We start from the raw sequence: 22,318 nt of genomic DNA, 5'->3' as shown, positions 1-22,318 counted from the left end.
AAGGCGCAGCAACGTTTGCACGAATCGCTCCGGCAATGGGTGCCCGCCTCCGCAACAGAAACAGCAACCGCAACAAGACCAATCGAATACAATTATGAGCCTGAAAAAATCGAACGTCACCGCCCGCCCGCCGCCGGTGGCAACATCACATCGTCCGGAAACGGCAGTGCCGCGTCCGAAAAACGCGAGACTTCGGCGACGCCACCGCCATTCCTGCGCCTCATAAGGCGGGACAAACAATGCTGGCTTCTTCCGTGGACTTGCTTCCACGGCGTGGGTTACGAACCGGATGTAGCGACTGGCGATGGCACGGGCAAATGCGAGCACTTGCGTCTGGTCTTTATGAGCCACGATGTTTCCGTGCGCGGTCACAACCTCGGCGGCGTGGTCGATGCCATCGAGGCGTCCGTCCTGCGTGAATTGCGCGAGGTTTCGGAAAGCTACCAGGCTGCCACGGCGGGCGTCGCCGCACCCGCGCCCGTGGTTTCGGAAATAAACGTGGTGGCAAAATAAGCATGGTCGTTTCGTCCCTGAAAATGGTCTGAATGTCCAAGCCGGGCGCGGTGTTTTCGGGCATAATGGCGAGGCTGTGTGCAAGGTTGCGCGCGGCATTTGCACTTATGCTGTTTCGTTTTCTTCTCGCCGTCGCGAGTCTTGGCTGCGCGTTTTTCACGCGGCGGGCCGGCATGTCGCCGGGCGCGGCGCTGGCGATGACGGCGGTGTTCGCCGTGTTTGCCGTCTGGCAGGTGGCGTGCGGTGTGATGGCGACGCGCGGTCGCCCGCGTGTGAAGCCGATTCTGACGCTGGGCGGGTTTTCGTGGTCGCTGAACGACTTCTGCCGGGGCTGGCTGGTGACGGGCGAGACGGGTTCGGGAAAAACGCTCTCGGCCATCAATGCCATGCTCTGGCAGGTCTCGAAAAACTGCCCGCGCTGGGGTGGCATCTGCATCGATGACAAGGGGCTGTACTGGGAGACGCTTTCAGAGATGTTCAGGCATCTCGGACGCGAACAGGACTTGATTTTGCTGCAAGTGCGACCGGACGGCGCGCCTGCGGATTGGGAACCCCCGCACACGTTCAACTACCTTGAGGACGCGCGCCTGCCCTTTTCGGCGAAGGCGAAGGACGTGTGCGATGTCGCCGCTTCGCTCGGGCAGGACGGCGACCAGTCGTTTTTCAAGACCCAGGCGGAAATCCAGATGGATTTTGCGTTTCAGGCGCTGGCATGCGCCGGGTTGTCCGTCACGCTCAACCACGCCTATGAAATGCTCTCATCGGACGCATGGATGAAGGACATTATCGGCATGCTGGATGAAAAAAACACGCCGGAGTCGCGCGAACTGATGGAATATTACGAAACGCAAATCGCCAGCCAGCCGAAGGATCAACTGGGCGGCGTGCGCGGCACGCTGGCGAATCGGTTGAAGCATTTTACGCATCCCGACATCGCGAGGGTGTTTTGTCCCGAGAAATCGACGCTTTCGTTTGCGGAGATCGACCGGGGCAAGGTGATTTGCGTCTCGATTCCGCAACGTTTCAAGACGGAGCGGCGTTATATACACACATTATTAAAACTGGTGTTTTATTCGCATGTGCTGCTGCGCTTCGACCGGACCTCGAAGGAGCGGGCGAATGACAATTTGTTGATATTGTGGGCCGACGAGGCGCAAAAGATCGTGACGGCGAACCATGACGGCACGAGCGATTACAACGTCGTGGACGTGATGCGCGAGGCCAGGGCGACGGTTGTCGCGGCGACGCAGAGTTACACGTCGCTCATCCCGCCGATTGGCGACGAGCAAAAGGCCAGGGTTTTTATCGCGAACATGGCGAACCGCATCATGTTCAAGGCCGCCGACGAGGAATCCGCGAAAATCGCCGCCGACACGCTCGGCAAGAAGAAATACCGGAAACGCACGTATGGGTATTCCGCCGGCAAGCGGACAATGTCGTATTCAGAGGAGGAGAAGTATCACATCGAACCGCATGAGTTCCGGCGGCTGCGGAAGTTTCAGGCGGTCGTGCAACACTGCGAGGTCGGGTTTCGGCGCATGGTGCTGCCGCCGCGCGATGCGGACGGGCGCGTGTGCGAGTGGTTTCGTTAATCTCATCTTGATCTTGTCATGCCTGCATTTCGATCCATTAAAAACATCGGCGACGACTGGTTTCGCCAGCGTCGCGAACAGCTTCGCGACCTCGGCGCGCATCTACGCGGGCACATCAAGGGGCAGGCGCATGTCATCGGGTGCGTGGAATCGGTATTGCGGCGCGGCGAACTCGGCCTCTCTCATCCGGGACGGCCCAAAGGTTCGTTCCTCTTCGTCGGGCCGACGGGGACGGGCAAGACGGAGATAACGAATGCGTTCACGGGGTATTTGTTCGGGAAGCGCTGCGCTTGACATGTCGGAATACCAAAACCAAGCCTCGGTTGAAAGTTGATTGGCGAGAAGGTCGGCGATATTGGCTTGCTTGGCCGGGCGCTGGCGAAGACGGAGGCCGCGCATGGCGACGGTGGCAATGGCGGACTCTTTGTTTGATGAAATCGAAAGGCGCATCCGCTCGTGCTGGACTTGTTTTGCAGATTCTGGATGACGCGAGCATACGCTGGCGAGTGGCGAGAGGAAAAATCTTTCGGGATATTATATGTGCACGTCGAACATCGGCGCGGCGGAGGGATGCGGATGCAGTCCGCCCGTTTGCGAGCATTGAGCGCACGGTTGGCGCGGTGAATCAAACACTGCGTCCCGAACTGGTGGGGCGCATGACGGAAAAGGTGGTGTTTGCGCGGTTGCCTTATGCGGTGCAGCGGGAGATTTGCGAGGCCATGATCGCGGGCGAACTGGCGCGGCTGCGAAAGCTGGGGCATGAGATCACGATCACTCCCGATGACGTAGAGACGATTTTGCGGGCAGGTTTCCACAAAACCCTTGGCGCACGTCCCATGCGCGGTGCCGTCGAGCGATTTTTGCAAGACCGAGTGATCTTTTCGGTATTAGATGTATCTGCTTAACAGATACAGGCATTCTGAATATTATACCATTTCCCACTCAAATTTAGACCATAAATGGTAGGGTGACCACTCCGTGGCCGCCTACCGGATAAAGGCTAAAAGTCATTGAGAAATGGTATAACACTTTTCAGTTAACTAGATTTAAAGTAAAAATAGACGGCACGGAGGCCGTCTTCCCAGCAGGAGGCAGTCCTCCTGTCTGCTACGATTTGTTTTCCCCGCGTTTTGCCAGAAACAGCATGGCCAGGCCGAACACGCCGAAAACAACGCCCGAGGCGATGTTGATGTTCAGCCCGTAATTATGATGCGCGGCGTAGATCGCCGGGTCGGAAACGAACCCGTAGATGAGCAGGATCACTCCCAGAATCAGAAAGAGAAGACCCATCGGAAGGCGGACGTCGAGTTGCATGGTTTGGCGCGAGGTTGAGGGTTAGAAGAAGAGGATGTTGAGCACGACGGCGCACAGGAGCACCACGGTGCCGAACACCGCCGGGCGTTTCCACCAGGCCGTGTCGTGTTCCTTGATTTTTTCCGTGAGCGAATAGACCAGGCCGCGCAGTTCGTCGTCGGTCTTGGTGCGTTTGGTCGCGAGCGAGACGAGGATGGTGATCACGAAGCAAGTGCTCCACGCCCAGATCGCGGTCCAGAAGTTCTGCGCCATCTCGCTCGGGTAAACGTGCTGGATCGAGAGCCAGCCCCCCTTGATTCCGGCCACGGCTTTTTCCGGCAGGGAGAGACCGTGATGGATGGCGGCGGCGACCGTGCCGAGCACGAGCCCGGCAAACGCCGCGTGGCCGGTCGTGCGGCGCCAGAACATGCCGAGCAGGAACGTGGCGAAGAGCGGCGCGTTCACAAAGGCGAACACCAGTTGCAGCACGTCCATGATATTGTTGAAGGCCGCCGCAAAATACGCCGCGCCCATGCTGAAGAGGATGCCGAAAACGGTCGTCCAGCGACCGACGTTGAGGTAGTGCCGGTCGGAACCGTCCTTTTTGATGTAGCTTTGGTAAATGTCGTAGGTGAAGACGGTGTTGAAGGCGGTGACGTTGCCCGCCATGCCGCTCATGAACGAGGCCATGAGCGCGGTCAGGCCGATGCCGAGCATGCCGGTCGGGAAATAATACGAGAGCATCGTCGGCACGACCAGGTCGTAGTCGAGGCCGTCGCCCTTGGCGGGCAGGCGGAAGTCGCCGTCGGCCATGCTGTGCATCGCGATGGCGATCATGCCGGGCGCGATGACGAGCGCGGGGAAAAGCATCTTGGGAATCGCCGCGAGAATGGGCGTGCGTCGCGCCGCCCCCATGTCCTTCGCGGCCATGGCGCGCTGGATGACAAGAAAGTCCGTGCACCAGTAGCCGAACGAAAGCACGAAGCCCAATCCCATCGCCAAGCCGAACCACTCCACGCCCATCGGATTGGTCGCCGGCGAGCCGGTGAAGCTCCACGAGTGCGTCCACGCATCGCTGGCAAAACCGGCGTTTTCCGCCACGGGCATGAGCTTTGTTTTCAGGCCTTCCCAGCCGCCCACGTTTTTGAGGCCGAGCAGCACGAGCGGCAGGAAGCCGAACACGATGAGGAAAAACTGGAGCACCTCGTTGTAGATGGCGGAGGTGAGGCCGCCCGAGAATGTAGGCGAGCACGATGAGGCCGGAGACGATGATGCAACCGTGGAAGTTCCAGCCGAGGATGAGGTTGAGGAGCTTGGCCAGCGCATACATCGAGATGCCCGATGACATCACGGTCATGCCGGCGAAGGTGAGGGCGTTGAACCCGCGCGTCTTCTCGTCGAAGCGCAGCTTCAGGTATTCGGGCACCGAGCGCGCCTTTGAGCCGTAATAAAACGGCATCATGAAGATGGCCACGAAGATCATCGCGGGAATCGCGCCGATCCAATAAAAGTGGCTGGTCATGATGCCGTATTTGGCGCCCGAGGCGGCCATGCCCATGACCTCCTGCGCGCCGAGTTGGCGCCGATGAAGCCCAGCGCGCAGATCCACGCGGGCAGCGAGCGGCCGGACTCGAGGTAATCCTTGGTGCCGGTCATTTGCCGCCGCAGCACCCAGCCGATGCCGAGCACGAAGGCGAAATAAATGCCGATGATGAGATAATCGACGAATTTAAGCTCAAGGGTCGTAATGCTTGCCAGAATCATGAATATGCGTGGATTGGATGGTCGTTAATTAATTTAGAGCACCTGACAGAATTCAGGATTAACCATGGTCCCGCAGGCGCCGACTTAAGAGCGTTTATCAAAAGAAAAATTGAGGAGGTCTGTTTTAGCACAAGGGCACAGAGATCTGACATGGAGAGCACGGAGAAGGGAAATCCTTTTCTGGTTTGGCCTCCGTGACCTGCGTTAAAACAGACTTCATTTGCCTCTTTGCGAGTTGCGTTGGTTATTTTGTTATACAATTTCCGAACGAGATTTAATCCTTTTGGGAGGCCGTCCCTCCAAAAAGGATAGAGGCTGCTATAGTCTAAAAGTGATTCGAAAATGGTATTATATGCTTTCTATTTTGAGGCGATGCGACGCAGCGCGAGTGAGAGCAGGCGCCACCAATTGAACGCAATATTCCACCACCGATCCGCTGCCAGACTCGTGATGATGGAATGTAGCGTATGTTGACCTTATCGACGACGGATGGCGGCGATAACGATGAAGAGGCCGAGAAGGGCGAGACCGGGAATTGAAGTCGCACCGCCGCCTCCGCCTCCTCCTTCGCTGCTGCCACCAGTGGAGCCGGTGCCGTTGCCTATCGTCGTGCCGGTGGTAACGGCCAGCGTGGCGACTTGGGCTGAGGTGAAGTCGCCAGCGGCGAAGGTGATTTCGCGGACGACTGCGTTGCCGGTGTCGGCGACGAGGATGCCTTCGGGCGAGAGGATGACGGCTTGCGGAGCGTTGAACAGCGCGGTGGCTGCGGAGCCGTCACGGAGTCCGGAAATGCCGGGCATGCCTGCGAGGGTGACGATTTCACCGTCAGCGGCGAGGACACGAATGGTGTGGTTTCCGGTGTCTGCGAAGTAGATGTTTCCGGCGGCGTCGGAGGCGAGGCCAGGTTGTTGAGGAGGGCGTCGGGTGCGTCGCCGTCAGCGGTGCCGACAATGCCGGGTGTGCCTGCGTAGTGCAGGAAGACGCCGAGCGAGTCAGGTGTGCGGAGCGTGTTGTTGCCGGTGTCGGCCACGAAGAGATACCCATCGTTGTCAATGGTGACACCGGGGAGCGTTGAAGCGGGCGCCGGTGCCGGCGCCGACGGTGTTGCCCGCGGTGCCAGTGAGGCCGGCAAGCAGAGCCACGGTGCCGTCGGTGTCCACGGTGCTGATAGTGTGGTTGGTGGAGTCGGCGACATAGAGCGTGCGCTGGCGTCGATGGCGAGGGCGACGGGTTTGCCGAGGCCCGTGGCGAAGGTGGTGACTTGGGCATCGGAGGTAATTTTGCGGATCACGCCGTTGTCCTTGTCGGCGACGAGGAGTTCGCCGGCGGCGTTGAAGGCGATGGCCGTGGGCTGGTTGAAGCGGGCGGCGGTGCCGGTGGCGTCGAGGAGCGCGCCGGAGGCGGAGGCACCGGCGAAGACGGAGGTGCTGCCGGAGGTGTCGATGCGGCGGATGATGTTGGCGGGCGTGTCGGCGACGTAGAGCGTTCCGGCGCTGTCAAAGGCGAGATCGGCGGGGCCTGCAAAAATGGCCTCGGCGGCGACAAGCTTGACAGGATCGCTGTAGGTGGTGCCGTTGACATTGACAGCGCGATAACGGAAGAGGTAGCCGTCCATGCCGGCGTTGATGCGGGATATTTTGAGTGTGCTGGTGAGGACGCCCGAGTAGTTGGAGTTAGTAGGGGATAGGTCGCTCCAAGATTTGCCGCCGTCCGTGGAAATTTGCCAGAGGTAGGTGGGGGCGGGAGATCCGCTGGCGGTGGCGGTGAGAGTAAAGGAGCGGCCCACGGCGACGACTTGCTCGGCGGAGTAGTTGTTTGTGATGACGGGGACCGATTGCGGGAGTTCCACCCAAGCGGCGTGGAGGCTGTGGTTGTTGAGGTCAGGCACGATGGTCGTCTGTGTGGCTTCGGTGCCGGCAGCCTCGGGTTCGGTGAACCAGCCTGCGAAGGTGTATCCGGGTTTCACCGGCACGGGCAGGGTGCCGTAGGGGAGTTCGCGAGTGACGGTTTTCGTGGCGGGGGAAACCGTGGCTCCTTCACCGGCATCGAAGGTGACTTGGATGACGACGAACGGATTCGCGGCTTGTGTGATTTGAATGTTGGCGGGACTGCCTGATGCGCCTTCGCCGGTGATGCGGAGCGTGGTGGAGCGTTCGGTGCCGGTGCCGAGTGGATTAAGGTCGTATTCGACGGTGATGTAACCGGTGTCAGTGCCGCTGGTGACGGTGGTGATGCGCGCCCAATCGGGGGCGTTGGTCAGCGTGGCCTGCCAGACGAGCGAGGAGCCTGCTTCTCCGCTGTTGGTGATGGAGAAGGAGACCGAGCCGGCGTCCCGGTGATGGTTTGCGCGGTGTTGGGTGAAACTGAGAGGGCGGGTTGCGGGCCGGTGTTGACGGTGAGCGTGGTGGCGGTGGAGAAGATGTCGCCGCCGACGCCGTTGTTGAGTTTCACGCGGTATTGTTTGCCGGTGTCGGAGAACGTGAGGCCGGTGAGGTCGAGGGTGGCGGATGTTTCGCCGGAGATGTCGTTCCAAGTGCCGCCGCTGTCGGTGGAGATTTGCCATTGCAATGACGGCGCGGGGGTGCCGGTGGCGGTAACGGAAAGGGTGATGTCGCTGACGTAGGCGATGGTGCTGGCGGGAAGGTCGCCGTTTGCGGCAAAACCAGGCGCGGTGACGATGGTGAGGGTGGCGGCAAGGGACGCGCTGGTAGGCGACCCCTTTGACATAGACGGTATAAACAGCGCCATTGTCGGCAGCAGTAAGCGTCGGGGTGGTGTAGCTGGCAGTTGTGGCGCCGGAGATGGTTTCGCCGTTCTTTTTCCAAGTGTAGGTGAATGGGCCTGTGCCGGTGGGAGTTACGGTGAAGGTGGCGGTTTCGCCGACTTGCGCGGATTGGTCGCCGGCATCGGCGGCCCATGCGAGCGAGGGCGGGGTTTCTCCGCTTGGGTCAACGATGTTGATCCAGATGGCCTGGCCGCCGGTGCCGGGATCGGCGCCGGTTTCGAGGGCGGTGTTGACGCTGGCACCGAGAGCGTTGAGCGCGGGATTGGGGAATGTGCCGGAGATGGCGGTGGCGGTGACGATTTTGTAGCGGCCGGGGACGGTGGCTCCGGAGTCGGCGCCGCCGATTGCGAGGTTGAGGATGGCGGCGCGCCGATGGTCAGCGTGCCGTTGACGTTAAGCGTGCCGTGCGAGCCGTCCTCGAAGAAACTGGCCTTGAGGCTGGCCGAGGAGGAAATGGTGCCGGAGCCGTTGAGCGTGAGTGTGCCACCGGCGGATTGTCCGCCTGCGGCGACAATGCCGGAGCCGTTGAGAAGGATGTCTCCGTTGATGACACCGGTGCCACTAAGAGTGCTGGCGCGTCCGCTGATGGTGCGGACACTGCCGTTGTGGGTGCCGTTGACGATGAAGGTGCCGTAATTGAGGTTGGTATAGGTATCCACATAATCATATTGTATGACACCGGTTTCGGCGAGAGTGATGACGCCGGTGGCGCCATCGGCGATGCGAAGGGCCTCCTTTCCACTGGCGTGCGTGGCATGGAGCGTGCCGGAGATGACAGAGCTCTGGTTGATGTAAGCTGGTATCCGCCGCCCCGACGAGAGAGTCCTTCTCGGTATTGAGCGTGTTAAAATTCTGCTCCCTAATTGTGCCGGCGTCGAGTTCGGCACCGGTTTTACGGTGACTTTCGCGCCCCAAAAAGCAGCCGCGCGAGGGGAAAAAACCGTGGGTGGCGGTGACGGTGACGCGGTGTGGTCGTTGAGGATGAGTGTCCACGGCTGATCGCTATTGTTGTTATTACGACTAAAGAAGCATGCGCCATCGAGTTCGAGATTGAGCCACGCGCCGCCGGTGCTGGAGAGGGTAAGCGTGGTGGAGCCGGTTAGCGCGCCGCTGGCGGCAAATCCGCCGATTTTATGTGAAACGTCAGCGGGGCCGGTGTTTTCGAGGAGGATGTCAATGGCGGGTGTGCCGGGAAGCGTGGTATCAATGGAAACACGTTCGCCGGAACCGGGAACGACACCGGTGCTCCAATTGGACGGAAGATTGTAGTCGTTGTTGATGGTGCCGAGCCGTGACGGTGGTATCGCGGACGGCGCTGTTGTAGGCGGGAATGGAGGCTGGCGTGCGTGTGTAGGTTTCGCCGGAAGCGAAGCCGCCCGGGATGGGATTGCCGCCGGAGTCAGTGATGGTGGCGGTATCGGAAACTTTCAGGCCGATGGTGCCGGCGCTTTCGAGGGCAAGGCCGGAGACGGTGACATAGAGGACGCTCGGATCGCCGGCGTCGGCGCGGACGCCGGTGACGGCAGCACCTGTGACGCCGGCAGCCGCGAGCGCTTCAAAGTCGGCGGCGTCGGCGTCAGCGAAGGCCTCCGAAAAGGTGACCTTGAAGACAACAGCGGCGGAGGTGGTGCTCTCGGTGGCGGGGCTGTGGCGGGTGATGGAGGAGACGGTCGCGGCACTGGCGGTGGCGGCGAGCGCGAGAAACGCGCCGACGGTGACGGCGAGCGCGGCGAGGCGTTTGAGCCAGTTGCGAGGGAGTTAACTTTAGTCGATGAAGCGCGGTGGTTGGAGTGTTTGTCGGGTGCTTGGGATTTTAGTTTTCGTCGGGAAATGAGTTTCAGGATTTGCGCGCGGCGTGGCACGATGAGCAGCAGAGCGAGCGAGAGCATCTGCCACAGACTGGGCGCGCCCGCCGCCGCCTCCGGAGTTGCCGGGGTCGGGATTCGTGGTGGTGCCGCTGCTGTTTACGGTGAGCGTGGCGGCATTACTTTGGCGGAGCCCATCGGGTTTGTGGCGATGGCGTGGTAGCTGCCGGTGTCGGTGGTTTGCGACGGGGTGAAGGCGAGCGTGGCATTGGTCGCGCTCGCGACGGGGCGTTTTTATACCACTGCCAAGCGGGCGCGGGCGCTCCGGATGCTTCGGTCTTGAGTGTGACGCTGGCTCCGGCTGTCACGGTTTGACCGGCGGGCGATGTCGTGATGACAGGGCCGACTTGCAGGACGCGCACGGTGTGGCTGCCGGTATCAAGCACGTAGATTTCGCCGGTCTCGTCGATGGCGATGCCGGCGGGGGAGTTGAGCGTGCTTTGACCGCCGAGGCCGTCTTGCGAGCCGCTGCTGCCTGAGGTTCCGGCAATCGTGGTGACGATGCCCGTGGCGGCGTCGATTTTGCGGATGGTATGGTTGCCGGTGTCGGTGATGTAGAGATTGCCCGTGGCGTCGATGGCGATGGCCTGGGGTGTTGAAGCGCGCGTCGGCGGCGAGCCCGTCGGTGGAGCCGGTGTCGCCGGCCAGTCCGGTGATTGTCTCGACGAGAACGCTGGCGAGTGTGATGCGGCGGATGGTGCTGTTGCCGGTGTCCGCGACGTAGAGGTATGTGCCGGCGGCATTGATAGTCAGGCCCATCGGCATGTGGAAACGAGCGGCGGTGCCAACACCATTGGCGGCACCGGATATTGGCTGTTCCAGCGAGGATTGTGGTGGCTCCGTTGGAGGTGACGATTTTGCGGATGGTGTGACTGCCGGTGTCGGCAACGTAGAGGTTGCCCGATGCGTCGATGGCGAGTCCGTGCGGTGCGTCGAGTTGCGCGGCGAGGCCGGTGAGGGTGAGTGTGCTGACGGTGCTCGTGGCGACATCGATTTTCTTGATGACGTTGTTACCCGTGTCGGCGACGTAGAGCGCCGCGCCCGCAGAGTCGATGACGATGGCGGTGGGTGCGTTGAATCCGGTCGCGAAGGTGGTGACGGCGCCGTCTGTTGCGATTTTGCGGATGGCGTTATTGTCGGTGTCGGCGATGTAGAGGTTGCCGTTGGCATCGGCGGCGGCTCCGTTTGGTGAGTCGAAGCGGGCGGCGGTGCTTGCGCCGTTGGTTGCGCGGTGTGTTTGCCGCGCCTGCGAGCGTGGTGAGCGCGGTTTTGGGATCAATCGTGAGGACAATCTGGAATGTCGCCGTGCCTGCGGCGTTTGTCACCGAAATCGTGATGTTATATGTGCCCGCAACGGTGGGCGTGCCGCGACGCCGGTGCCCGTGTTTACGGAGAGTCCGTCGGGAAGTCCGGTGGCGGCGTAGGATGTGATCGAGCCGCCGGTTGTGTTTATCGTCAGGGAGAATGCCGCGCCGATCATGCCGGAGGTGTGGCTGGCGTTGGTGACGGACGGTTGCCCGATGAGCGTGATGACGAGCGTCTTCGTGTCGGTGCCGCCGGCATTGATTGCGGAAATTTCGACATTGGTCGTGCCCGCTGTGGCCGGCACTCCGGTGATTACGCCTGTCACAGTGTTGATGGACAATCCCGCCGGCAGGCCGGAGGCCGCATAGCTCGTGGGCGAATTTGTCGCTGAGATAGTGTAGCTGAATGACTGGCCCACTATGGCGCTCACGGAGAGCGTGCCCGAGATGACGGGCGCAGGTGGTGGGGGCGGCGCTTCGGCGAGCACCAACTTCAGAGTATTACCGTTCACATTGACGGTGGCGATCAACTCCGATGCCATGGATTCGGCCCAAATAAACTCGGCGGCATTGTTTATGCCGCCTGATGTTTTCAAAATATTATACGTGCCGGTTACCAGTGATGCGCCATCGCCGATAAGACCGGAAACGGGCACGATCGTGATTGTGCCGGATAGAGTGGCAGAGCCGCTGATGACAAGCCCGGCACCGTTCGTTGTCGAAAGCTGCAAAATCGCCTCGTTCCCCGCCTGCACGTTTCCCCCAATCGTGCCGGTGCCAGCCAAGGTCGCGCCTGCACGCACGGTTACATTGGTCGTTCCCAGAGCGCCGTTGACGATTAGCGTTCCGGCATCAATGCTTGTCTCACCCGTGTAGGTGCTGACGCCGGAGAGCGTGAGCGTGCCGGCGCCGATTTTGGCAAGCGCGCTCGGGCCGGTCAGATCCTCGATAGAACCAGCGTAGGTTGTGGAAAGCCCCTTTGCCCCGACTTGCCACGTCGTTATCTTTCCAGAGGTCGGGCCGCCCTGAATACGCGCAGTGGCATCGCCGGAAAGCGCGCCGATCCCGATGATGAAATCATCGCCCGATTGGATGTTTTGTACGATGACTTTCGAGCCCAGATCGATGGATGCCCTGCCGTAGCCGTAATCATTTGATATGCGAAACTGGTTTTCCGCCGGGGCGTTGGGTTTGGTGATGACATTGATTTGTCCGGAAAACAGCGACCAGTCTCCGCTCAAAATCCCGCGCACATAATCGATCACCACGGTCAGCGTGCCACTTCCGGTCAACGGGCCGCTCACGCCGCCTCCCGCCATGCGGGGCGGACACAACAAAGTGCCGGCTTTCCCTTCCGGCACCACAAGAGTATTCGGCAATTCGCCAGGTTGCGCCTTGGCTGCCATTGTATCCATGCAACTGCAACGTGCCGCTGTTGAATGTAACCGCCCCCCAGCCAATGCCTCCGTTGCCATTTGCTCCCGCTTGCACAATGCCGCCGTTAATTCGGGTGCCGCCGTAATAGGTGTTGGCACTGCTTAATATCAGGCGGCTGTTTCCCGTTTTTTGGAGTGCCATCGGACCGCTGAACAAGCCGTTGCCTTCGACTGTATAGTCTTGTGTGGAGTTGAAAATTATATTGGCCGGCATGCCGCTCTTTGTCACGGACGGCGAATTCGAGCCCGTGTCGTCAAAAGTGATGCTGTCGCCATCGGAAAATGTCGCCGGTTGATTGTCTCCAGTGACGAAATTTTGCGTCGCGTTGTCGAATGCATTGGCCGCATTTCCGCCGCGCCACACCAGATCGCGGCCCTGCGGCAATGGTGAAACGCTGGCAGGCATTTCCAAGTTGATATAGTCATACATGACGTGATTTTGGGCCGAACCAGTCGAGCGCTGAATCAGGGTGATTGTGTTCGCGCCGATACGAAGCGACGACACCGGGATCGTGACATAGATCAGGCTGTATTTCGCGTGGTTGCCAAGGCGGGCGAGCGCGTTTCCGCCAGAACTGCCGCCAGCCGGGTCGGGGGACACTTCGACGAAATGGTTGCTTTCCTGATTCACGAAAACCCGGACATTGCCGCGATCTATGCTGGCAAACGCGAGCGTAAGCGTGGCATCGCCGCTGGCGGGGAGGCTGTCGAGATTGAAGCGGATGCGCCATTTCCATTGCGACCAGACGCCGTCAACAAGATAACCGGAGTGCGCGTAATTCCAATCGGTCGCCCAGTTGCTTTCTCCGACAACATATTCGAGCGGATTCGGGAATTCCTCGGAAGTATTCCCATAAAAGGACTTCCAGTAGTCATCTCCGTGCCGGAACTCGTCGGCGCGACGGTTTGGAATGCCGATCTCCCATATAATTCGCTCGCCGGGGTGGATGACGTTCCAGATGACATCGCCCAAATCGTTTATTCCGCCGGCGGTGACTGTCACGGGTTGCGGATGGGTGTATTCCCCCACCGCGCCGTCGGTGAACACAGTGAGGGTGTAATTGCCGGGGCGAGCGGAGGGATCACAAAATTTCCGCTTTCATCGGGATGCACCGGTCTGGTAGCGTTTTGATTCAAATTGCCAGTTGCCGCCCTCGTCGAGGTGGGAGAGCCCGACCCATGTGTTTGTTCCGGCGGAGAGCGCGGGCTTGAGCGGATCGGTGATGATGATCCTTCCCTTGACGTCACCGCGCTGGGCGTTTGCGGGATAGTCGGCGGTTGTCAGCAAGCGTAAGGCCATGCGGCGATTTCAGCCTGCACTTGCGCCTTGGCGTCGGCCCAGAGAGCGTCACCTGCGTTTTCCGTCGCAGCGGTGGAATTGCAATAGAGCAAAAACGGGCCGTATATTTTCGACACCCTCGCCTGCGGCGACAATGGTTTCGAGGCATTGTAATGATTTCTGCCAAAGTGCAGGAGCTGATTCGCCTCGGCCACCGCGAGGTCGTTCTTTATGGGACCATCGTTGAGGTAATCGTATCCGCCCAATACAAACCATGCGCCCTTTTTGTTTACATTGCTGGCGTGGCCCCAGCAGCCGGCGGTTTGATACTCAAGCGAGTATTGGTATTTGCAGTCGTATTCGCCAGCGCGCTCGCCTGTCGTGAATTGGATGATTTCCGCTATGCTTGTTGATTCGGCATTAAGAAAATCCGTGCGGGTGCCCCAGAATCCATTGCGGGTTTCGTCCGCATAGATACGTTCGAAAATCCAATCAGTCGAGGTGTAGGGCAGCTTCCAGACCATGCGCCATTCACCCACGCTTGCTGCGGGATAACTCGCTGGATGCGATAAAACCGCATACGAGTATAATCCGGTGTCCCCCCGGCGCAGAACAAAGTGGCAATCAATGTCAAAGGCGTGCTTCTGGCTGGCGTTGTTCGCATAAACGGCCTTGCAAGATATATCAATCATGTCGGGCGTGTTTACGGTGACCGTATAGACGCAGTTGGACGGGCCTTCATACATGTCCCCGCCGTCCATGCTGTAGTATATGTAGCCGTTTGTGTCCGCCATTTCAGTGCCTTGGAAAAGATAGGATATGACCCGGGCATTGGACGTGTTGATGGTTGCCGTGACGATGCCGTTGCTGAGAGTCACGTTGTTTTCTTGCATGCTCAACGTGACATCCGCGCCTGTTCCATGCGCCCGCCTCCGGGGTCATTGGCTGTCATGGTGATGCTTGCGCACAGTGTTGCCGCCACGAAGCCGACTGCCTTAAAAATGATGCGCAGGGTTTGGACATATTGTTTCTCACGTCTGGGAAAGCACTCGGATATTTCCTCCCAGACTAACAAAAACCCGACGGCGCGCCTATCGCACATATGAGGTATTTTTGCAGTACGGGCGGCCAAACCTGCCTAGCGCCAGTTATGCACTTTGAAAAAGCTCTCTCATAGGAGAGGGCTCAGAATTGAAACTGAAAACGATGGATTTGGGCCATTTTGACTCTTTCCAAAACAATTCCCTCTCTGAGGCGGCTGATACAAGTGCATAACAGGCTCTAATCAAATCGCGCCGAGGCAGATTTGACGTCTGCGCCGCAAGGGGCGCGATGTAGCGGTTGCGCGACTCAGTCTCCCTTGAGGAACTTCACGACGGCCTCGGTGCGAGTATGCACGCGGAGTTTTTCATAAATGTTCCTCAAATGTGTGCGCACGGTGAAGGCGCTGAGGGAAATCTCACGGGCGATGTCCTTCGAGGTGTGCCCCTTTGATAGGAGTTGCAGAATTTCGATTTCGCGCGGGGTGAGCTTTTCCTTCAGGGCATCGGTTTGCGCGGCCACGTCAGGCTTGCGAAACAACTGCATGACTTTGCGTGCGATTTCTCCCGTCATGGGCCCTTCGCCGTTCATGAGATCGCGTATTGCGGTGACGATTTCCTCGCCACTGGAGCGTTTGAGCAGATAGCCGTTGGCCCCCGCCTTGAGCGCCTTGAATATTTCCTCGGTGTTTTCGTAAATCGTAAGAATCATTACCTCGGTGTGCGGAATGATGCGCTTGATTTTTTCGGTGGCCTGTATGCCGGAGCCGTCGGGGAGGTTGATGTCCATGATGACAACGTCGGGCATGAGCGGCGGAATCCGCTTGAGGGCGCTTTGCACGTTTCGGCATACGCAACACAGCTCAAAATCAGGCGTTTCCGTTATGATTTGGGCGATGTCGCGGGCGATGTCTGCATTGTCTTCAACAACTGCTACCTTGATGGACATGAGGGTATGTTTCTAATGATTCATTGATGTTGGCTTAATGGAGGATGATCGCGCCGGAACGGCAATTCAACCGAGATTTGCGCGCCTGCTCCGGGGGAACTCTCGATTTTAATGTTCGCGCCGATCTCTTTCATGCGAGTATGCATGTTGCGGAGGCCGTTGCCGTCGTCTTCGCCCACTGCGGCGGCCACATCAAAGCCCTGTCCATTGTCGTTTATGGACATACGGAACAGCCCTTCGTTCGCGGACAAGCGGATGGTGACACGATCCGCATGCGAGTGTTTTTGCATGTTGTTGAGAGCTTCCTTGGTCACTGCGAGCAGGTGATGTTGAACTTCGGGTGTCAGAGGCAGATCGGGTATGTTTTCGATACCCTCAACGATGCACGCGATGCCGGTGCCCGCAAGCCGTCGCTGGGCATAACGCGCGATATATGTCGCCAGATCCTCCCATGAGTTGTTTTGCGGATCGACCGTCCAGATTATCCGATGCAAGTCCTCCACGAGTTGATGCGCGAGTGATGTGAGGCGCGTGAGCAGTTCTTGTTGTGCGAGAGTCGGACTTTGTCGCAAAAGCCTGTTTGCGACAAAACTGATTTGCGTGGTGTGGCCGCCGAGGTCGTCGTGCAGGTCGTGCGCGATGCGGGTGCGCTCGCGATCAAGCGCGTGTTCGTGCTCAAGGCGGCGCAAGCGCCGCTTGAGAATTCGGAAGGACATGCGGCGCGCGCACCATGCGACAATCGTGGCAAAAACGAGCAGGGCGAAGGTGCGCGCCCACCATGTTTGCCACCACGCGGCGGCAACGATAATGATGAGCGACGCTTCCGACTGCGTCAGGATACCGCTGTCCGAATCGCCCGCCTGCACGCGAAACACATAACGTCCCGGAGGCAGGCGCGGGTAGATGGCTTTGCGCTCGCCGCCGGCATCAATCCACTCAGGGTCGTAGCCTTCGAGCATGCGCCATATTTGGGTGCGCTCGGGAGTGGAGAAATTGAGCGCGGTGAAACGGATTTCGAGGGGGATGGCGCCGGACGGGATGCGCGTTTCGGCTCCGGGTGCCGGGATGATCGGTGCGCGGCCGTTTGCGGCGATGGCGTCGATATAAACCGGCAGGGGCTTGCGTGCCTCGCGGGAGTCCGGCGGATCGAAGCCGATAACGCCGCGATAGGTGATGAACCAGACGCGTCCGTCGCGCGTTTTGCAGGACATGGGCTGGCTGCCGAGCAGGCCGGAAATACCATCGAGGTTTTCGTCGTGTCCGAGCAGGATTGCGGAAACTTTTTTCCCGGGGGTGTCCGCAACGGCGAGCAGTTGTTTTGTGGATGCGTGGAATATGCCACGGCGGCTGTTGACCCAAAGGCGCCGATAGTCGTCCTCGACGACTTGGTTGATGGTTTCGTCGGGCAGGCCGTCCGCTTGCGTGAAGAGCCGCGATTCGTTTCCGCGCCAGAGGAGCAATCCTTGAATCGTGCCGATCCAGAGCCGGTCTTCGCTATCAACAAAGAGCGAGTGAATGCGGTTGAACCGTGTGGAGTCGTGGAGCGGGTGTTGCTCAAATTTGCCGGTGTTCTGGTCGAAGCGAAGAAGCGTGTCGCGCACGATGCCGATCCAGATTTCGCCATTTTTGCGCTCGGCGATTCCCATGACGCGCTCGCCGTGAAATCCGTCGGTTTGTGTGAATTCGTGCATTTTCCCAGCGCGCAATACGCCGAGGTGCCTGCCACCCCAACTGACCCAAAGATCGCCATTGGATGCGCAAAAAAGCGACTGCACATTGACCTTTCCCAAGCCGGCGTAATGTTGCAAAAGCCATCGCTCGCCACCGCCGTCGTGCGGGCCGTTGCCCTTGACCGTCGTCCAATAGAGCCCGCTGACGGAACCGGCCCAGATACGCCCGTGTTTGTCGGCGCAAACACTGCTGATGTAGGGAATGCTTTCCGCCGCAGCCATGGTGGCGATACTAATGTTGCCGTTCTTCATGCGCACAAGGCCGCCGGATTGATTTGCGCACCAGAGAGCGCCGTTGCCATCCTCGCACACCGACGAACTCACATCCGACGGCAAACCGGCGGCGGTGTTGAGCAGCACGTGGCGTTGTGGCTTGGCTCGCACGAGGCCGCCACCGTGCATGCCCAGCCACACATTGCCGTCGATGTCGTCCGTGATGGACATCGCTCGTTCCTGGGGCATGGGCACGTGCGTCAGGACGCCGTCCACCAAGCGAAAGACGCCATCGCGTTTTGTTGCGATCCAAAGCGCCCCGTCGTCCGCTTCGAAAATATCCTGGATGCCGAGCCGTCGCGCCGGCCAGTCTGTTTCGGAATAAACGATGCGCCAGCGGTTGTTTTCGATTTTCGCCAGATGCTCGCGCGCGGCGACCCACACGCCTCCGGAGCGCGCCGGGGCGACGTAGAACGAATTACCTGTCTTGTGCGCGTATTCGTGCAAACCTTCCTCGTCATGCCAGCCGAGAAAATCGCCGCCCGCCACCCACAAGCGTTTCTGCTGGCCGTTCGCAAAAGTAAAGGACGCGCCGCGCGCGTTCACGCCCTCGGCGGCTCCGAATGTTTGCAGCTCGTTGCCATTCCATCGCAGGCATTTTGATGTTTCCGTGCCAATCCAGATGTCGCCGTTCTCATCGACGGCCAGTTCGCGCATGCGGGAACCCTCCATCTTGCCATTTGCCGGATGCAGCTCGAAAACACCATCGCGCAAGCGCACCAGTTTGTCGCCTCCGGTGAGCATCAACAGCGTGTGATCGTCCTCCAGCGCAAGCGCACGGATGTTGTAGCCGCCCAGCGTAAAATCGTCGGGAACGCGGTAAGTTACGAATTGTCGTCCGTCGAAACGGGCCAAGCCGAGCTGTGTGGCGACCCACAGAAAACCATGCCTGTCGCGGATGACCTTGTTGACTGCATTATGCGGCAGTCCGTCCTCGGCATCCCAGCCGCGCGTAATGAAGCCGGACGTGCGTGTGTGCAAATTGGGCGAGGCCTCCTGTGCGTCGAGCCAAGAGTCGAACGTCACGAGCCGCACAAGGACGGCGTAACCGACGCAAAACCACCTGCGCAATCCGAGCCAGGACGGAGCGCAGGCTGATTTTTGCATCAGTGAATGGGGCGTCATTTCCAGCATGACGGCACGGATATTAGCACAAATGCAATCGCAAAAAAATACCTCAAATGACCGATAGCAGCCGCCCCGCCAATTTGATATTGTCACTTAAAACCCACCCTAGCCTCAATCCTGAACGCCCTGCGCCCCCTAGAAGCTGAATAAACCCCGGCGACAAGCCCTCTGCCCCAAACCAGTTTCCATATTACAATGACACAATTGCCCTATCATGCAAACACGACGCACCCTTGGGTATCCGAACATAAAACGAGCCGCCGCGTGATGCGAATAGAATTACTTTCATACTAAACCCAACCAACCACATGAACTGCAAACCTGCCAATCCCCGATCACATGCAGCCTCCGTTTCGCTGTTTGACAAAATCGCACTTGCCGCCAAGCAAGTCGGAGCAATCACACGAGCACTGCCCGCGTTGCTTGCATTCGGGTTCATCTTTTCAGTCGGCCCGCAACTTGATGCCCAAGCGGCATCCACTGGCTTTGTCGCTGGCCGCGTTTTCAGCGCCAAGACCGGTAACGCCCTCCCCGGCGCGCCCGTTTATCTCGATGGCGCGACTGCCCCCGCTTCCACTACCGATTCCAGCGGCTCATTCACCATCACCGGTCTCGCGCCGGGCGAGCATTCGCTGCGCGTCACCTATTCCGACCTCGACAGCCTGACAAAAACCGTGATCGTCGAGGCCGGTGTCGCAGCCACCGTCGAGTTTTCGCTTTCCTCCTCAATCTACATGCTCGATGCCTTTGTCGTCGCCGCCGAGCGCGAGGGACAGGCTTTCGCCATCAGCCAGCAGCGGCAGTCGGACGTGATGAAAAACGTCGTTTCCGCTGATGCATTTGGCAATATCCTCGACACCAATGCCGGTGAAATTCTGAAAACATCCCCGGCATTTTGTCAATTATGACGGTGAGGACGTCAAAGACTTTTCTGTGCGCGGCATCAGCCCGAACGCCACCACCTTCACGACCGATGGCAACGTCCTCGCCAACAGCGGCCTCAGCGCAATAGATGATTACGACCGCGCTGTCTCGCTGAAAACATTTTCGATTGCCGCCGTGGAAACAATCGAGGTGTATAAAGTGCCTCCCCCTTCATCCCCGGCCAACGCCAGCGGTGGCGTTGTAAACATGATTACGAAAAACGCGTTCGACCAAAAAGGCCGCCGCGTTTCATTCGGACTCAACCTCAACCTCAATACCAAGGCGCTCGACTTCGGCAGTTCCAATGCCGGTGGCGCCGAGCCGTCCCGCAAATGGGGGCCGGGGTTCAATTTTTATTATTCCGAGGCGTTTTTGAACAACACGCTCGGCGTCTCGTTCACGCTTAATGCCTACGAAAATTACCGCTACAGCTTTGAGCTTGGTGAATTCGGCGACACCTACCCTTCGCTGCCCTCCGGAGAGCTTCCCTCCGCCGGCACGGAGGGTTTCCTCAACGACTGGCTGATGACGGAGCGCAGTTCACGCAATCAATATCGCACCGCCTCGCTCAATCTCGATTACAAACTCTCCCGCAACACCTCCATTTTCCTGCGGACATCATATAATGACGGGAAGGAATTGAACAGCCACTATCATCGCCTGCGCATCGGCAGGGTCGGGGGAAGCACGTATGATGCGGCAAACTCGGATTTTGACACGATGGATATCAACGGCTATTGGTCGATGTCCCTCAATGGCGCTCCCTCGCAGGGACGTTATAATGAAAACTGGTCTGTCAATCCGGGCGTCAAGCACACATTCTCGTGGGGCAAACTTGACTACGACGGCTACATGTCCCGCGCGTTTACGAAAGGCGCCAATGGCATCAACAGCATCACGCTCCAAAGCCCGCTCGGCCATTTCGTGTTGAGCGATGCGCGCCATGAGGATGGCGCCACAATTACCCAGATAGACGCAACTTCCACCAATGACTGGCTCGACCTCGACAATTGGACCACATTGCTGGTCCAAAGTTATGACCAGCTCCTTACCGACCGTCGCAACGGCGGCAAATTTAACGTCATGGCGCCGGTGACATTGTTTGGCCATCCGCTCGCGCTCCGGGCCGGCGGATCTTATGTCGATTGGAACCGCAAGACGCACAGTCTCCGCTCCGATTACAATCTCAAGATCAACTCCTCCACGCCAAATTACAGTGAGTTTTATGATCCTAATTTCCTGGATTCCTCGGACGCCTCCCGCTCGGTGATCCCGAACTGGATCAGCACGCAAAAAGTCACGGAATATTTTTATAATAATCCGGACATGTTCACAAGAAACGAAGCCGATTATTACACATATCTGGCCCGTTACACACGCGACATCTCCGAGTCCGTCGCCGCCGGTTATTTCATGGGATCGTGGCAGATAGCCAACTTTAATATAATGGCCGGCGCCCGTTATGAACGCACGGAAGTCGAGACTTCCGGCTGGTCGCGCGGAATTGACTGGAGCACGACGCCGCCGACCCTGGTCACAGGTGTCGATGTTCGCGATCAAATCGCCCGCGGGGAAAATTCCTACGACAATTGGTTTCCAAACGCGCAGTTGAAATATGAGCCGGTTGCGAACCTCATCCTGCGCGCCGCATACACGACGTCGATCCAGCGCCCTGACATGACCAAGCTCGTTCCCTCCGACTCGCTTTCATTTAATGCTGATAATCAGTACTACACCTTCCAGCGGGCCAACATCGCGCTGAAGCCGCAATACAGCACCAATTATGATCTCAGTGTTGAATATTACCTGCCCAACTCCGGCGTGGTGACCGCCGGGTGGTTTTACAAGGAGATCGACGACTACATCCTCCAGACCACGGGCTGGGCGGATAACATAATGCCCGGGCTTCTGGATTGGTTTACTGACTATCCGGTCTGGGTGCAAACCATGCAGAACGTGGGCACCGCCAAGATGAGCGGCTACGAGTTCAGCTATCGCCAGAATTTCAAACAGTTTAAGTTCCTGCCGTCCCCATTGCAGAACCTCGATTTCTACGGTTCGTTCAGCTATGCCAAGCCGGAAGGCGATATCGAAATCCTCAATATGAAGCGCAAGGTGCTGAACGCGCGCCTCACCTATCGCGCGCGCAGTTGGTATGCCACGGTGGCCTACTATTGGTGCGATAGCTGGTTGCGCCGCAATCCGACCAGCGTCGGTTCCGTCGAGGAGGGCACATTCCGCATGGGCGACGACGGTGTTTACGTCGCCCCGAGCGACCGCTGGGATGTCAGTTTCAACTGGCAGTTCTCCAATACTTGGACGCTGTCCTTCGACTGGCGAAACATCCTCAATGAAAGGAAAAATACACACGCTACGACCGCGCGGTTCGCCATTATGTCGGTGGCACCACTATCGCCGTGGCCATAAAAGCCAACTTCCACTG

General features: G+C 58.9%; 15 protein-coding genes and 4 pseudogenes. 6 read left to right on the top strand and 13 right to left on the bottom strand.

What is annotated here, in order from left to right:
* The first annotated feature begins 39 nt into the window (after nucleotides 1–39).
* The 4 genes from OH491_RS09495 (at nucleotide 40) to OH491_RS09480 (ending at nucleotide 3,010) form a co-directional block, all read left to right on the top strand.
* A complete protein-coding gene (locus OH491_RS09495; RefSeq protein ID WP_342751002.1) occupies nucleotides 40–513 on the top strand; it encodes a hypothetical protein in 474 nt (157 codons plus the stop codon).
* Nucleotides 514–620: 107 nt separating this feature from the next.
* Nucleotides 621–2,105 carry a type IV secretory system conjugative DNA transfer family protein gene (locus OH491_RS09490; RefSeq protein ID WP_068771618.1) on the top strand — a complete coding sequence of 495 codons (1,485 nt, stop codon included), beginning with the start codon at nucleotides 621–623 and terminating at the stop codon, nucleotides 2,103–2,105.
* A gap of 18 nt (nucleotides 2,106–2,123) precedes the next feature.
* Nucleotides 2,124–2,399, top strand: coding sequence for a hypothetical protein (locus OH491_RS09485; RefSeq protein WP_342751001.1), 276 nt, complete (start codon nucleotides 2,124–2,126; stop codon nucleotides 2,397–2,399).
* A 137-nt stretch (nucleotides 2,400–2,536) separates the two neighbouring features.
* On the top strand, nucleotides 2,537–3,010 hold the full coding sequence (locus OH491_RS09480; RefSeq protein WP_342751000.1) for a hypothetical protein: 474 nt from the start codon (nucleotides 2,537–2,539) through the stop codon (nucleotides 3,008–3,010).
* Between the two features lie 202 nt (nucleotides 3,011–3,212).
* Here OH491_RS09480 and OH491_RS09475 read toward each other — a convergent pair whose 3' ends face one another.
* The 13 genes and pseudogenes from OH491_RS09475 to OH491_RS09415 form a co-directional block, all read right to left on the bottom strand.
* Nucleotides 3,213–3,419: a hypothetical protein gene (locus OH491_RS09475; RefSeq protein WP_068771620.1), complete on the bottom strand. Its 207-nt coding sequence runs from the start codon at nucleotides 3,417–3,419 to the stop codon at nucleotides 3,213–3,215.
* Nucleotides 3,420–3,440: 21 nt separating this feature from the next.
* A pseudogene (locus OH491_RS09470) lies at nucleotides 3,441–5,162 on the bottom strand (sodium:solute symporter family protein).
* Between the two features lie 601 nt (nucleotides 5,163–5,763).
* A complete protein-coding gene (locus OH491_RS09465; protein ID WP_342751081.1) occupies nucleotides 5,764–7,224 on the bottom strand; it encodes an InlB B-repeat-containing protein in 1,461 nt (486 codons plus the stop codon).
* 194 nt (nucleotides 7,225–7,418) lie between these two features.
* A complete protein-coding gene (locus OH491_RS09460; RefSeq protein WP_342750999.1) occupies nucleotides 7,419–7,889 on the bottom strand; it encodes a hypothetical protein in 471 nt (156 codons plus the stop codon).
* A gap of 129 nt (nucleotides 7,890–8,018) precedes the next feature.
* Nucleotides 8,019–8,834 carry a polymer-forming cytoskeletal protein gene (locus OH491_RS09455; protein ID WP_342750998.1) on the bottom strand — a complete coding sequence of 272 codons (816 nt, stop codon included), beginning with the start codon at nucleotides 8,832–8,834 and terminating at the stop codon, nucleotides 8,019–8,021.
* Between the two features lie 1,097 nt (nucleotides 8,835–9,931).
* Nucleotides 9,932–10,555 carry an immunoglobulin domain-containing protein gene (locus tag OH491_RS09450; protein ID WP_342750997.1) on the bottom strand — a complete coding sequence of 208 codons (624 nt, stop codon included), beginning with the start codon at nucleotides 10,553–10,555 and terminating at the stop codon, nucleotides 9,932–9,934.
* A 146-nt stretch (nucleotides 10,556–10,701) separates the two neighbouring features.
* Nucleotides 10,702–11,091: pseudogene (locus OH491_RS28170) on the bottom strand (SMP-30/gluconolactonase/LRE family protein); the annotation flags it as partial.
* 42 nt (nucleotides 11,092–11,133) lie between these two features.
* Entirely contained in the window at nucleotides 11,134–12,420 is a 1,287-nt protein-coding gene (locus tag OH491_RS09440; RefSeq protein WP_342751080.1) for a putative Ig domain-containing protein, read from the bottom strand.
* Between the two features lie 187 nt (nucleotides 12,421–12,607).
* A pseudogene (locus tag OH491_RS09435) lies at nucleotides 12,608–13,555 on the bottom strand (polysaccharide lyase family protein); the annotation flags it as partial.
* 96 nt (nucleotides 13,556–13,651) lie between these two features.
* Nucleotides 13,652–13,852 carry a hypothetical protein gene (locus OH491_RS09430; RefSeq protein ID WP_342750995.1) on the bottom strand — a complete coding sequence of 67 codons (201 nt, stop codon included), beginning with the start codon at nucleotides 13,850–13,852 and terminating at the stop codon, nucleotides 13,652–13,654.
* A pseudogene (locus OH491_RS09425) lies at nucleotides 13,834–14,739 on the bottom strand (hypothetical protein); the annotation flags it as partial. The pseudogene OH491_RS09425 and the gene OH491_RS09430, both read right to left, overlap by 19 nt.
* A gap of 442 nt (nucleotides 14,740–15,181) precedes the next feature.
* Nucleotides 15,182–15,820, bottom strand: a complete 639-nt coding sequence (locus OH491_RS09420) for a response regulator transcription factor (protein WP_068772708.1) — start codon at nucleotides 15,818–15,820, stop codon at nucleotides 15,182–15,184.
* Between the two features lie 20 nt (nucleotides 15,821–15,840).
* Nucleotides 15,841–18,930: a sensor histidine kinase gene (locus tag OH491_RS09415; protein ID WP_334319669.1), complete on the bottom strand. Its 3,090-nt coding sequence runs from the start codon at nucleotides 18,928–18,930 to the stop codon at nucleotides 15,841–15,843.
* Between the two features lie 329 nt (nucleotides 18,931–19,259).
* On the opposite strand from OH491_RS09415, the gene OH491_RS09410 reads away from it, so the two are divergent.
* Complete coding sequence (locus OH491_RS09410) at nucleotides 19,260–19,859, top strand: carboxypeptidase-like regulatory domain-containing protein (RefSeq protein WP_342750994.1); 600 nt, start codon at nucleotides 19,260–19,262, stop codon at nucleotides 19,857–19,859.
* A 25-nt stretch (nucleotides 19,860–19,884) separates the two neighbouring features.
* Nucleotides 19,885–22,302, top strand: coding sequence for a TonB-dependent receptor domain-containing protein (locus tag OH491_RS09405; protein WP_342750993.1), 2,418 nt, complete (start codon nucleotides 19,885–19,887; stop codon nucleotides 22,300–22,302).
* Nucleotides 22,303–22,318 lie beyond the last annotated feature (16 nt).

Source organism: Termitidicoccus mucosus, from assembly GCF_038725785.1.
Taxonomy (GTDB): Bacteria; Verrucomicrobiota; Verrucomicrobiia; order Opitutales; family Opitutaceae; genus Termitidicoccus; species Termitidicoccus mucosus.
The sequence above is the reverse complement of the archived record's forward strand: the minus strand, read 5'-3'. Positions and strand labels throughout refer to the sequence as shown.